Genomic DNA, 14,315 nt, shown 5'->3' on the forward strand with positions numbered 1-14,315 from the left:
TGAGTGTAAGGAAGAAGACAATGATAGACAGCAAAAAATTGCCTAAGGAATTTATATACATGGATGATTTCTCTGGCGAGTATTCGTTAGCAACCACTCGTTTAACTGGCGAGTATATTCCAGCTGATCAGAATCATCCAGCATATTGTGCACCTCTCCCAGATGACTATTATGGGCAAGAATCAGCAAATAGCTTTGTGCGGGAGCTTTTCAGCTATATCTATTATTACTCCTGCCAGAATTATGTGCTTTTGGCGTCTGATATACGGGGTTTAGAAGACCCGTGGAGTGAGGACGAGATCTTTTTCCCAGCTATCCTAGATTTCTTCGAAGAGGGTAAGGGCTGGGTAATTACACCTGATACTCGAATTCTTAGTATGCATGTTCTTGAAGCCCAGCCGCACATTACACGTTCGGAGCAAGAGGTGACTGAGTGGAAGGTGCGATTTGATATTCACCCCGAGGCAAAAGTGTATCGAAAAGATACCGGAGAAATGCACCCCATCGCTGAATTTGATACGCGAAATCTGCTTCGTGACGGATCAATACACGGCACGATGAGAACGGTGAGTATAAAAGGAGAAAATCCAATAATCAGTTTTATCCCAGAAGGTACCAACAATGCGTCAGAGGAGAAGACATCATGAGTATCAACAGCGGTCCTAACCCGTATCCTACCTCGTATTCCGACCCATATTCCCGGTCCAATTATCAGCCTGAACCTTGGAAAGGTCGTCCCGTTAACCGCCGTGTCTTTTTAGGCAGAGTGGGCGTAGGCGTTCTGGGTGCTGGGTTGCTTGTTTCTGCCGGGTATCGTGCTGGTGTGCTGGGAACGTACGAGGAGCAATGGGAAGCACGTCGACGGCTTCAACACCAAAGATATATCGACATGGAGCCGAAGCAGCAATACGACTATCAGGAGGAGCTCGGAAAAACTAGTGAATCGCTCATCTACACGGCGTATGAGCGTAATGGGCGGTATGTTCCTGCAACGGAAAAGCGCGCGGCGCAGAATGTTCCCTACCCGGTATTACACCCGGGTATGAATAAGTACACTAGGTCTGGGTTATACGTTTTTATCGCTTACTATTATGCGTCTCTGAATTACTTTTACGCCACTGGGGACACTGAGCCTCTTTCTAAAATTGTGAAGCCAGAAGACGTTATTGAACCTGAAATTCTCCGACTTTATCAAGAAAAACGCGGATGGCTTGTTGCTGATGGTGACGTATATGAAAATCTCTCAATAAGTAGAGGCAGTTTCTATCCGAATGTGGAATTCGAGTCCACCAAGCGAAATATTTTTGAATTCAGTATTACGGATGCTTACAAGTCTAAGATGCCGTATTTCTTTGTTCCTGAGACAGGTGAAAGGTTTAATCTTGAAAATTATAAGCCGGTGGAAGAAACTTCTCCCGGTTTGTATGTAGAAAATTTAAAAGGGCGATGGGTTTTTATTAATAATGGAAAGGATTTGATGCCTCTATATCCTCCCGGTTTTCATAAAATAAGATACTAAATCGATGGGTGGGAGTCGCCGAACAATCCACCTAAGGGTAGCCCAAGTGCATGGGGCTGGATAGAGACCTCAGCCGGAGCGGTACTTCGGTACCGCTCCAGCGGGATTTCTCATCGCTGAGTGCACGCCTGACTATATCCTGTGGATTCTGAGGTTTGGAGGGTCGTCTTGAGGCCGGTGTGGATGGCTTCCAATAGACTGGAAACGTAGAGGCTCCCATAGCTGGCGGCGTCAGCGTTGCTAAGCGCGGGGCGGGTAAACCCGTAAAAATTACATCGTGGATATGCGAAGGAGTATATCCAGCCCAGCTGCCCAGGAATACAGCAGCTGGTCTTAGGTAGAAGCCAGGAGGGAAAGAATGGCTAGGCATGACAAAGAATTCTTTGACGGTGAAGACTACTCGGGACAATGTCCCTATATCGCTAACTGTGTCACCGGGTTATATACCCCGGCTAATCGCGATCACCCCGCTTATTCGCCACCCGCTCCAAATCGTGGGTTTCTCTTCGTCACTAACCGTTATACCTCTGCGGAACTATTGCAACAGTATAGATACTACTATTCCTGTCAGAATTATTTACTTCTTTCATCGGAAACACGTTTCTTGAAAGAAGAGGCGGTAATTCAGGATATGTTCTTTCCGGCTATCCAGGACCTTTTTGAAGAGAGTAAAGGGTGGGTTATTACCCCAAACCAGCAGATTCTGAATATGTATTTTCTTGAACCTCAGCCGCGCATGATTAATCAGGAAGAAAGAATCACGGAGTGGAACGTTCGGTTCGACATTATTCCGGAAGCCAAAGTGTATCGAAAAGATACCGGACAGCTTTATCCCATCAGTGATTTTGATACGCGTGGGCTTATCCGAGACGGAGCAATTTACGGTACATTCCGTTCCCGCCCAGCGAGTAGCAAGCACGAGCAGGACGAACATCGATTTATCCCGGAAAACACTAAGAGCTAGGGAGACGACCATGAGTAACCACGATGAGCAGACAACCGAGAATTCTGCAGGCAGAGCACCTCTTGTGTCCCGCCGCGCAGTAGCCGCGCTTAGCGTGGGCGCTGCCGGGGTGATTGTTGGACAGAGCGTTGGTCTGTTTGATTCGGACGAAACGAGGACCGAGAAACGAAAGAAGAAAATTCAGGAGGAACGAGATCAAGCATTTATCCGCTTCGAACCTGCGGAAAAATACGATGCCCTCCTTTCTTTAGGTCCCTCTTATGGCCCCCTTGTATATACGGCGTACGAGCGTAAGGGGCGATTTATCCCCGCAACTGAAGAACAGCCAGCTCAAAACGTTCCATACCCCGTTATGCAACCCGGAATTGATGCTTACAACAGGGGTGGTCTGTACATATTTATAGCTTACTTTTGTTCTGCGGTGAACTATTTTTATCATACGGGAGACACAGAACCACTCTCTCGGGTTGTAAAGCCGGAAGATATGCTGAATCCCGAGCTTCTTCGTCTCTATCAAGAAAAGCGCGGTTGGGTTATGTCTTCGGATGAAGATATCCTTGCTGCAAGAGTCAGGGAAAGATTACTTGCAGGTGATTTTGAAAAAAATACTAAGCGCAATATTTTTAGTGTCGGTATAGATTTTCGTGGGGCAAAAGATACTGCGTTTTATATTCAGGAAACTGGAGAAAAAATCTCCTTCAATATATCTTCTAAGAATACCTCCTATATCCTCCCGGTAGAACACCTGCGCGGACGCTGGGTTTTCGTTAAAAGCGATATGAAAAAATATACCCCTCTGTACCCGCCAGGGTTTGAGCCCATTGAAGCCCCTGATTTGGCTGAATGAAAGGTGCGGGGTGCCTGATGTGGGTGCATCTCACCTGACTCCGTAGCTTTAGTGCGCAGCATTAGTACATGGTTTTAGAACAGGAACCCCCGTCGGGGCGGTATTTCGGTACCGTTCCGGCGGGGGCTTCTGCATGCCCGCTCATGCCCGGATAATCCTGCGCGGGCAGGGGGGCGGGGCTGTTTCCTGGCTATTTGCTGTGGATTCCCTCGATTCGCCGCCTGTATCCGAGAGGGACAGAGCAGCTTTACTAGACTGGAAATATAGAGGGCCCCGGCGCTCACCGGGCGGTACCCATACGGTTGCCGCGGGGGAGCGAAACAGGGAGCGCACGCACCTCCACAGGCAAACAAATACAGGCAAGCAAATACAGGCAAGCAAATACAGGCGGGCGAAGACGCCCAGGTGCTGAACCCAGCCGCCCGAGCAGTCCAGGACCACCTCGGCAGCTTATGAAAACGGCAACTAGTGAACATCGAATCCAAGGAGGCAAAGAATGACCGTAAACGCTCAAATGCTCTTTGACGAAAAAGACTACACCGGAACATACCCGTATGTAGCCGATGGCGTGATTGGGCCCTACACGCCCGCAAACCGGGACCACCCCGCCTACTCGGCACCCGCCCCGGGCGTGAGGTACACGCCGAATGCTTACGAGGTGTCAAACCTGCGCCCCTACCTGGGCTACTACTACGCCTGCCAAAACTACATGATTCTCGCCTCGGAACCTGCGGTTCTGAGATTGGACAATATCAGCGAGGAAATGTTCTTCCCCACCATTCAGGGCCTCTACGAAGAGGGTAAAGGCTGGGCCATCACGCCCAACCCTCAGATTCTGACCATGAACCTGCTGGAAGGGCAACCGCGCCTCATCGACGAGACGCTAAAAATTGTGGAATGGAACGTACGGTTCGATATCCTGCCCGAAGTTCAGGTGTACCGCAAGGACACTAATCAGGTGTATCCCATCACCGATTTTGATACGCGCGGCCTGATTCGTGACGGCGTGATACACGGGACTCTACGCACACAATTCACGAATGAGTGGAGGCCCGTCCAATTCATCCTAGAAAATAGTTTGAGCTAGGGGAGGGGAGAGCAACATGACGAATAACTTTGGTGGACCCGGATACGGTGGACCCGGATACGGCGGACCCGGATACAACGAGCAACGTGCGTACATGAGGTCTATGCTTTCTCGCGCCAAGTTTATACGGGCTGGCGTATTCGCCGGTGCCGCCCTCGTCGCGGTGGCTTTTGGCTGGGGTGTCAACCTGCTCAATACGATGAGCTCGGATTCCCAAGCCGATAAGAAGCGGGACCAGGAGTTTGTGCGCCTGGAACCCACGGAGAAGTACGATGAGCTCCGTACCTTGGGCCCTTCCTCCGGGCCGCTCGTCTACACGGCGTTTGAGCGTAAGGGGCGCTTCATTCCTGCCACCGAGGCGCAGGCGGCGCAGAACGTGCCACACCCTATTCAGCAGCCCGGAATGGATAACTACGACCGCGCCGGCTTGTACGCATTCTTGGCGTACTTCTTTGCGTCGATGAATTACTTCTACCACACGGGCGACACGGAGCCTCTTTCTAAGGTCACGGACCCGGAAAAGGTGCTACACCCCGAAATTCTTCGCCTGTACAGGGAGAAGCGCGGGTGGATTATTTCGGCTGATAAGAATGTGCTGAGCGCCAATGTTGCTGATGATCTTATCGCGGGTGAAAAGGCTAAAAATACGAGCCGAAATATTCTGGTGAGCACCCTGTACACGACTAAGGCTAAGGACCTTGCGTTTTACGTTAAGGAGACGGGGGAGAAGCAGGATGTCAACAAATATTTGAGGTACCTGGGGCGTTTCTCGCTGGCTGTGGAGCATCTGCGCGGGCAGTGGGTGATTGTGGTGGACCGCGACGGCTACAGCAACCGCAACACCTACGAGCCGATCTACCCGAAGGGCTTTGGCAATCTATAGCGTCCCTGGGCCCCCTCCGGCGCGGTACTTTCGGTACCGCGCCGGAGGGGGTTTCTTGCTGGACTTTTGAGGTGGGCTCTTCGCGGCTGGCTATGGGAGGTGGAATCCGTCCTACTGAGTTCGTGTGCAGAGTGTGCGTGTGTTACCTTGAAGGGTATGTGATTCTCACTGTCACCGAGAGGGAGCACACATGCAACGAATGTGGGCGAGGAAGCTCGTTCACTGTCACATCAACTTCCGGAAGTAAATATATGGGTAACGTCCACGCTAATACTGAAGCTGTTCCTTTTGACTTTGAGAGCGCTGAGGTTCTCAAAACACATTTGACGCATCTAACTCAAGTAATCGAGCATCAGCTCCCTGCTCGCTATGGCGCCGACGGTACTTGTGGTGCCGCTCAGCTCGCCCTGGAAGGTTTCACCGGCGGTTACGCACGGGTGTATAGAGCAAAGCTTGCTTCGTCATTTGCGCTGTTGCGAGAGTTTAAGGAATGCTTTAGCAACGCAGCTCGTAATATGGAGACTTATATTAAAGCTGCCCGCGAGGAAGAGCGTATTCGCCGAGAGATTACTGAATGGGAGAAGCTCAACAAACGTAAGCAGCACGCGATTCATAGTAAGCATAGCGGTCCCTGGTATGAACAAACAGGTGAAGATAACCCAGATTCTAAGTTGGAAATCCCTCCTCGTCCTATGCCTTCCCACCCCCCGCATTTTGAGGTCTACACACCACGACCTGTAGCTGATCCCCTCACCGGAGGGCAGGGAAATTCTGTATCTTCAGGAGCCTCTCAGAGCACTCTTGGTCGTTTTGCGGAGGAAAACTCCTCCGCTCGGGGTACTCAACGTGTGAATACCCGTGCTGCAATTGCCTCTGCTGGTTCCACAGTTTCTATCATTCCACATAATGTGTATCAGTATGGTCAGATTACTTTTTCTATGAATGCTGAACTTGGCCAGGCACAACATCGCGTCGCGTCCACCTATGCTCAGTTCCGTTCGAATACTTCGTGGGGAACTTTTAACGCTGATTCTTTGATTGCTGCGTTGCACACCTGGATTGAAGATGTGTATGAAGATGCTACCTGGCTAGGAAAAGTTGCTCAGGTAATGCTTGATGCTGCAACTTATGGCAATCTCACTAGTGCTTCGGTGGAGGGTTCTGTTGATCTTTCCGGGCCTGGGGCAAAGGCTCAAGTTAGCCTCGACATGAACCTTCTGAATGAGTTGATGCATGATGATATTCCCATGCATCACCTACTGCAGGTTCCTGGTATGAGTATTACCGGTGTAAATATCTCGTCCGGCTATGCAAATGATCCCGTCAACGTTGCAACCGGTAACTTCATTGAAAGTGAAGTTGACCTTTGCTCTCGCGTAAACTCGGTGCTCCGTCTTGAACGCACCTATAACAGTGTTCTGGCTGCCCTCCAAAATACCCCTCATGGTGCTTTTGGCAAGGGCTGGTCAAGCGTGCTGGATAGCCGACTTGAGCAAAACTCTGACAGCATCTCATGGCACACTGCTGACGGTCGTGAACTCGTCTTTGAACGTGATACGAACTCGGCTAGCGGGTATGCACGAACTCCCAACGCCCCCTACTGGCTGGAGAAGGTAACCGACTCAGCTCTAGACGCGACACCTACACATAATGTGGAATCAGCCTCTGCGCCCTTCGAAGAAGATACCGAAGGACAAGAGGCACTTTGGGGCGCCCTGTACTCGGCTGTGAATAAAGCGGTCAAGTCCGCCTATCATCTATCGCCGGCGTCCTGTGAAGTAGCGGAATCGACTGAACCCACCTACTACTGGTCAGTTACTAACCATTCTGGTAGCCGTTATTTCTATGCTCCTTCAGGCGAATTGGTTGCTTTCATGGAGGGGCACCCCAGCTCAGCTGTAGTTGCTCTGTACAGCCGTGGCCCGAAGGCTAATGACGATGAGGAGTTCGTAGCGCAGCGACCGAGCGCTTTGATTCAGCCTCTTAGCGCGCAGGGCATTGTTGTCAGCTATGATGCACAGGACTTTGTATCTGGAGCATCTCTCGTCAACTTCCGTGAAGGCTCCTCTGAAGAACAATCATCGGTGCAGGCTGAAAGCCAGCTGAACGATGCGCGCTATATTTACAATTCTGCTGGCGTGCTTTGCGAAGTTCAGCGACCTGATGGTACCCGCCGTTATGAACAGACGGAAGATAACCTCATCCACCGTGTCTGGAATGAAACGGGATATTGCGAGGTTGAGAATAGCTATGACGCTGATGGCCGCATCGTAGCCCAGAAAACTGAGCACGGTCGAAATATCAGTTACCGCTATGAGCACGGTCTAATGACCGTGATTGAAGATTCCGGAACCGGTGAGCACGCTAATATTTGGCGCTCAAATGAACACGGTCAGCTTGTTTCCCTCGTGGCTGGCGACGGAAGCCGCCAGTCCATGCGATACAACTCCTACGGTTACCGCACCTACATCTGTGAGCGTGACGGATCTGTGACTCATCGTAGCTACGATGAACGCGCTCGCCTTGTCTCGGAAAATACTCCGGAAGGTGCAGTCCACCGTTATACGTGGGATGAGTACGACCGTATGATTGCCCACCGAATTATGAATAAGGATCGGCGTGCAGGCACTCTCACCGAAACACGCTATACCTACTCCCAGAACCCGCTGGACCCTAACCCTCTGACTATTACCCGTAACGGAGGCGATACAACTTATCTTGAATGGGATAACGCAGGTCATTGCACCGCCGTCACTGATGAATCAGGATTCAACCAGCACTTTACCTACAATGACCGTGGACAGCTTCTGAGCTCCACAGATTCTAGTGGTGCTCAAACGCATTATTCGTATGATGCTGCCGGCAACCTGCGCTCAGTAACCAACACTCTCGGAGATACCCAGTATTTTGAGTGGGATGCGAGCGGGCGCCTCAGCACGGTGGTCGACGCGATGGGTGCTCGTTGGGGTCTGTCTTATGAAGAGGCAGCTCAGAACGCTACGCCGACCTCCGAGCAGCACCTGACAGCGCTGACCGACCCTGAAGGTCACATCACTACTTTTGAATACTCAGCTGGTCACCTAAGCGCTGTGATTGACCCTATGGGTAACCGAACCAGTGTCGAACGCGACACCTGGGGCAACGTTATATCCATGACTGATGCCGCAGGAGCCCAGACCCATTATGAATACGACGAACTCTCGCAGCTCGTCGCTATCGTTGACCCCTGTGGGGCTCGTACCGAGTATGAGTATTCTCTAACTGGCGACCTGAGCCGCATTGTGGACGCTACGGGTGTAGCTTTGGGCATTACCCACTCGCGCTCTCACGGTGAGTACTCGATGCGAGTTGAGGGCGCGCCTGGTAACTACGCTGTTATAACCGATGCCCTGGGACGAGTTGTTTCTGCATCAAATTCTCTGATGACTATGGTGCCGGGTCTGGGTCCCGCTGGCTCCTTGCACTCTGATTCTTCTCTTGCAGGGCTTGCTTCAGTAGGTAAGCAGCCTTCTGAGCGTCCTGCGGGTCCTTGGGCGTCGTGGAGCTTGGTGCAGCCGGAACTTCGTGTTCCCACTATTTTGGGTTCCCGCAATAACGTATCGCGAGTCGACAGTACCCTTACTGCTACTCATCTTCCGTCTGTTATTACGATGTTTGAGAACCGTCAGGATATGGCGGCTCTCTTTAGTGTGCCCGTTCCTAAGTTGAATATTCCGGATGCCTCTATCCTTCTCAACTCTTCCTCTGATAGTTCTGCACAGGCTGGGTATAACGCTCAGAGCCAGGTTGCTCAGATTATCTCTGCAAATGGAGCGGTAGTTAGCTTCGAGTATGATTCTCAGGGGCGCATGAGTCGTAGCGTTAGCGCAGCTGGTCGAGAGACCATCTTTGAATATGATGCTGCAGGTCGTTGTATCAGTCAGAAGGTTCTCAAGAAGACGAGTGAGCTCGACACTGACGAAGGTTACCTGGAAACTATCTTTACCTATGATGCTGCAGGTCGCCTGTTGGAGAAGACCATTCGGGATTCTGCAGATGCTTCAGCAACCCCGTCGCGTCTTGTACAGTACACCTACGATGCTGCTGGCCGACGCATTAAAGAAGATACGGGGGAGAAGGTTACCTGCTACAGCTATACTGCACGGGGACTTATTGCGCGTATTGAAGATAGCGTTGAAGGTACCCGTTCTTTCTCATACGATGCGGCAGGTCGCCTTGTTAGCGTTGATGACGCTTTGGGCGGTACCTCCCGTTGTGAGTATGATGCGCTCGCACGTCCTCTGCGCTGGATTACGCCTGCGGGTATCGTAACGAGCTACGAATGGGACGCGGCAGGACGCCTTCTGCGTGAAGAACGCTCGGGTACAAGTTTTACGGTTGAAAGTGCGGCAGACTCTCTCGTACGTACTTTCTCCTACGATGCTGCAGGCCGTCTTCTGACGATGAATGACGGCGAACGTATCCGTTCGTTTGAGTACGATTACGCTCGTGGTGGTGTACTCCGCTCAGTCACGGTTGATGGTGAAGTTCAAGGAACTTTTGAATATTCCTTGATGAGTGGACGTGGCTCGCAGCAGGGCGCGTTGAAGGTTTCGGTAAATGATGCAAAGGCAGAGCACATCTATGAGTACTCTGCATCTGGCAGGTTGCTGAGCCGTACTCGCGTACCCCATGGTGATATGAGCATGAAGCGCATCTCAAGTACGGTGTCTATTGCTGATCACATCACGGGTATTCTTCGCGCCCCAGACGCGAACCAGCGTACTCTGCATGCCTTGCAAGCGTTTAAGCAGCGTGGTGAGTACACGCTGAACTATACCTACGACGCTGATGGTGTTCTGGTAATGAGTAGTAACCCGTACGGTTCAGTTCGCTGGATGCGTGACGGTGCGGGTCGAGTGTGCCATGCCCAGTCCAAGGACGTCTTTGCTCGTACCAGGGAGATGGAATTTACCCATGCTCCGTGTGGTGCCCTGACTTCGGCGCGTACAGATGACACTCACGCCGTGTGGGAACTCGATCCTGTTAAGAATGTTCCCGTGGGCTACAAGGTAGAGCGTACCGGTACCCGTGAGTTGGGAACTGGGACTGCACCTGTTAGCACGTTTGCTGCTCATGTGGAACGTGACGCTTCTCCTCAGGTTGCTGTTTGCACGCTTGAAGACGCAGAAAATAACTCTGCGGTGCGCACTATGAAGTATCGTTATGATGCTTCTGGCGCTCTTATCTCTGTATCTGATGGTATTCAGGAACGAACCTGGACCTACGAAAACGGCATGATGGTCGCTGAGGCATTGTATAAGCGCAATTGTGAGCAGGGAGATAACGCCCTGCTGCTGGAACGCGCCTTCAGCCACAATTCAATTGCTCTACTCAGTGCTGTTTCTGAGGTGCAGTATGGCGCTGATGGAACCGTTCAAGAGCGTTCTCGAACTGAGTATTTCTATAACGCTGCCGGCGAGCGCATTCGTGAGGTGACAACGGATGAGCTGACTGGGCAGCGCCGTGAGCGTACCCTTGGGTGGGACCATATGGGGCAGGTGAACGCTATTCACCAGGGTGCTGAAGAATGGTCGCTGCACCATGACATGACTGGTGAGCTTGCCTCCGTGCATACTAGCACCATGGTGGATGCCCCCGGTTCGTCCATGCCTTTGGTATGGGATGCTGTCTCATCCGTACCTATGGTGCTGGGTGTGGGCGGAATGAGTGCTGGTTCTGTGCTGGAGAATATGTCTTCTGCGGAGGAACTGGGCTATGGCTTGGGGTGGTCTATGTCTTCTAACCCGTGGGAGAGCGACGTAGTTGCTGTTCCTACTGTTCCTGGTCTTGGCATGGTTAGTGCTGGTCCGGTGGCTTCTTCTGTCAATGTTGCTGGCCTTGACTTCATGGGTTTCCGCGTGGCTGATGCTGGCGTGCACCGTTTCGTGTCCACCGATGCTTTGAGCTCGGTGCCGGGTATTGTGCACGGTATGGATACGAACTCTTTTGCGGGCTGGAACCCTATTTCCCTAGCTGACCCGTGGGGTTTGCGCCCGATGTCAGTGCAGGAATTTAGGGACTATCAGGTTCGAAAAACAGAGAAGAAAAATCATGATACATCCGAGATTATTAACGAGATAAAGTATAGTCCTGGTGCCCAAATACTGTTGTTTATAATGGGGATAATTGATTATTCACCACTTTCCCCCTTTGGAATATATAATTACTTTAATAAAGATCCAAAGATTGAGGATTTGAATGTTCAGCGGCAGCATGGGCATAGTGGGGATATTCCTCCTGTTCCTCCGCAAAATATTCATCAAGTGGCGCAACGCATGAATTCAGTTAATGACAATCAACATGTTAAAGACATGGAGAAATCGCAAGGAAACGCAGGGTACTCAGCCGTTCAAATTGACGTTTATGACGGGAAGAAGCCTGATGGTTCGAATGAGAAGGTAGCATATGTTTATATTCCCGGCACTGATTTTGATCTTTCGATGAAAGATGGTGAGATTGGCTCTATAGGAAATAATCTTGGTCTGGCTGGTAATACCTCTGATAAACCTGTTGATGATCTGTCGCCCTACCACCGAATGGTGGAAAAGGCAATGAAGGATGCTAAGCTACAAGACGTAGACCGAGTAGTAATGGTTGGTCACTCTCAGGGCGGTGCCGTGGCGTATTCACTTGCTAATAATAAGGAATTTAATAGTAAATATAAGGTATCTAATGTTGTAACCTATGGTGCACCGACCAGCAATCTTGAGGGACAACGAGATGATCTTGACCATCACTTTAACTATGTGGCTGTTGTGAACGAGAATGACGTGGTTCCTGGCCTAACACCTGGAAAGCAATACGGCGAGCCCGCTAATCGTGTACATGTCGTCGAAAGTGATAAAGCTAGGGGGGGCATGGATTCTCACGGTATGAATATTTATGTCGATGCTACTCAGCGTTATGCTGCTAGTGGCTACGGTGATGATGAAGGCGTTGATATCGATGCACAGGCGTACAGCGCGCAACAAGAAGTGCAAGGAGTAGAAGAAGGAACTGGGCTATATACCGGTAGAAATACTTCTAAGACTACTTATTACAATCGTGCGTTACGAGAAGCCCTTCGGGGAAATACGTTTTAGGAAGGAGAGGAAATGACTATCGACCCGGAGTGGACTAAAAAATTCTTCAACCAAGAAGACTATAAGGGAGCATACCATCTTGTCAATACTGACATGATTGGAATTTATACCCCGGCAGACCAGCAGCACCCTGCATATTCTGCGCCGCCGCCAGACTACACCTACACGTTTACTAAATTTCTAACGTCCGCTGATTTGGAATTCTATAATATCTACTATTATCAATGCCAAAACTATATGCTTTTGGCATCCGATTCGCGTCGCCTCGAATATGCAATGACCGCCGAAGAACTATTCTTCCCCACCATTCAAGATATCTTTGACGACGGAAAAGGGTGGGTCATCACCCCCAACCAACAAATCCTGACCATGCACATTCTCGAAGCACAACCGCGCATCCACAACGAAGAACAAAAAATCTTCGACTGGAACGTCAAATTCGACATCCTTCCCGAAGCTAAAGTCTTCCGAAAAGACACCGGGCAGCTACAGCCCATCACCGAATTCGATACGCGCGGGCTCCTCCGCGACGGAGCAATCCACGGCACCCTGCGCTCGCGTTTCCTCGATCCCGGATGGGATATTCACTTCATCCCCGAAAAGGAGGTATAACCATGGGACCCCAACGTAAGGAACAGGAGACGAGCGCCCAGCAGAATTCCTCCCAGGAAGCTCATCCGGTATCTTCTGGTCAGCTACTTGCTCATCAGTCGGAGTCACGGAAGCCCCGTTTTTCTCGTCGTACCCTCGCTGTAGCAGGCGTGGGCACCCTCGGTGCCCTCTTCGTCGGTCGACAGGCCGGTATCCTCGCCACCAATGAGGAAAAGCAGGAAATGCGTCTTCTTAAATGGGATAGGGCACTAATCGCTCTAGAACCTGATGAGAAGTTTGATGCTGGTTACGTAGACCGTGGAAGCGCAGCGGGGTTTATGGTCTACACCGCCTACGAACGCAACGGCAGGTACGTGCCCGCCACTGAAGAGCGTGCCGCCCAGAATGTGCCCTACCCCGTTCTGCAGCCGGGAATGAATGAGTATAACCGCGGTGGTTTCTATATTTTTCAGGCGTACTTTTATGCCGCCCTGAACTATTTCTACTACACCGGAGATACCAAACCGCTCTCTGAAGTGATCAACCCCGAAGAGATTATTTCCCCTGAGCTTCTTCGGCTGTACCGGGAAAATCGCGGCTGGCTTATCGCCGGTCAGGATGTGTACCGCCTGCAGGTTACCACCGCCGGTATTAATGACCGCAGTAAGAATGGTCGGCAGATATTGAGATACCAGGCAAGGCGACGTATTCGTGATGAGGCTGTCTTCTACGTGCCCCAAACGGGGGAGAAGCTACCCATCGATAAGTTCTTGAAGACCGGTGAGGAAGAGTACGCTTTCCTCTGTGCAGAGCACCTGCGCGGTCGCTGGGTGCTGGTGGAAGACGATAAGGACGCCACGCCGCTGTACCCTCCGGGATTCTCCCTTGAAGGGCTAGAGGCATAAAAACTCACCTTCCAGGTATTCGCACGACATCACCGATAACCACACCACACCAACCACACTAGGAGATATATGGAACAGCAGCCCCAGAACCTTGGTGCGGGCGGCTCAGAACATGCAGTACCCTATTCAGCAGCCCGGAATGGATAACTACGACCGCGACGGCTACAGCAACCGCAACACCTACGAGCCAATCTACCCGCAAGGATTTGGGCAGCTGTAGCTTTCTCAAGAAACCCCTGCCAGGCAGTACTTTCTGTACTGTGCTGGCGGGGGTTTCTTGATGGACTTTTCAGGTGAGCTCTTCGCGGTTGGCTATGGAAGGTGGAAGCAAAGGGAGGTGGAATCCGTCCTGCTGGGTTCGTGCGCAGAGTGTGCATGTGTTACCTTGAGGTGTG

General features: G+C 51.2%; 9 protein-coding genes. All 9 read left to right on the top strand.

The features are described 5' to 3' along the window. Positions 1 to 59: 59 nt before the first annotated feature. Positions 60 to 647: a DUF6318 family protein gene (locus AC3E6W_RS05390; protein WP_490652525.1), complete on the top strand. Its 588-nt coding sequence runs from the start codon at positions 60 to 62 to the stop codon at positions 645 to 647. After that, the gene (locus AC3E6W_RS05395; protein WP_141755746.1) at positions 644 to 1,519 is read left to right on the top strand and encodes a DUF6318 family protein; all 876 of its coding nucleotides are present in this window, start codon (positions 644 to 646) and stop codon (positions 1,517 to 1,519) included. Before AC3E6W_RS05390 ends, AC3E6W_RS05395 begins: the two co-directional genes overlap by 4 nt. A 358-nt stretch (positions 1,520 to 1,877) precedes the next feature. Then, positions 1,878 to 2,483 (top strand): DUF6318 family protein, encoded by a 606-nt coding sequence (locus AC3E6W_RS05400; protein WP_490652526.1) that lies wholly within the window; start codon positions 1,878 to 1,880, stop codon positions 2,481 to 2,483. 10 nt (positions 2,484 to 2,493) lie between these two features. Beyond that, positions 2,494 to 3,330 carry a DUF6318 family protein gene (locus AC3E6W_RS05405; RefSeq protein ID WP_490652527.1) on the top strand — a complete coding sequence of 279 codons (837 nt, stop codon included), beginning with the start codon at positions 2,494 to 2,496 and terminating at the stop codon, positions 3,328 to 3,330. A gap of 496 nt (positions 3,331 to 3,826) precedes the next feature. Then, a complete protein-coding gene (locus AC3E6W_RS05410) occupies positions 3,827 to 4,417 on the top strand; it encodes a DUF6318 family protein (RefSeq protein WP_490652528.1) in 591 nt (196 codons plus the stop codon). 94 nt (positions 4,418 to 4,511) lie between these two features. Next, positions 4,512 to 5,300 (top strand): DUF6318 family protein, encoded by a 789-nt coding sequence (locus tag AC3E6W_RS05415; protein WP_490652529.1) that lies wholly within the window; start codon positions 4,512 to 4,514, stop codon positions 5,298 to 5,300. 251 nt (positions 5,301 to 5,551) lie between these two features. Further along, positions 5,552 to 12,424 carry a DUF6531 domain-containing protein gene (locus AC3E6W_RS05420; RefSeq protein WP_490652530.1) on the top strand — a complete coding sequence of 2,291 codons (6,873 nt, stop codon included), beginning with the start codon at positions 5,552 to 5,554 and terminating at the stop codon, positions 12,422 to 12,424. Positions 12,425 to 12,436: 12 nt separating this feature from the next. Then, entirely contained in the window at positions 12,437 to 13,036 is a 600-nt protein-coding gene (locus AC3E6W_RS05425) for a DUF6318 family protein (protein ID WP_490652531.1), read from the top strand. Between the two features lie 2 nt (positions 13,037 to 13,038). After that, positions 13,039 to 13,920, top strand: coding sequence for a DUF6318 family protein (locus AC3E6W_RS05430; RefSeq protein ID WP_490652532.1), 882 nt, complete (start codon positions 13,039 to 13,041; stop codon positions 13,918 to 13,920). The last annotated feature ends 395 nt before the right edge of the window (positions 13,921 to 14,315 follow it).

The organism is Rothia sp. SCPM-O-B-18226 (M350), from assembly GCF_058213595.1.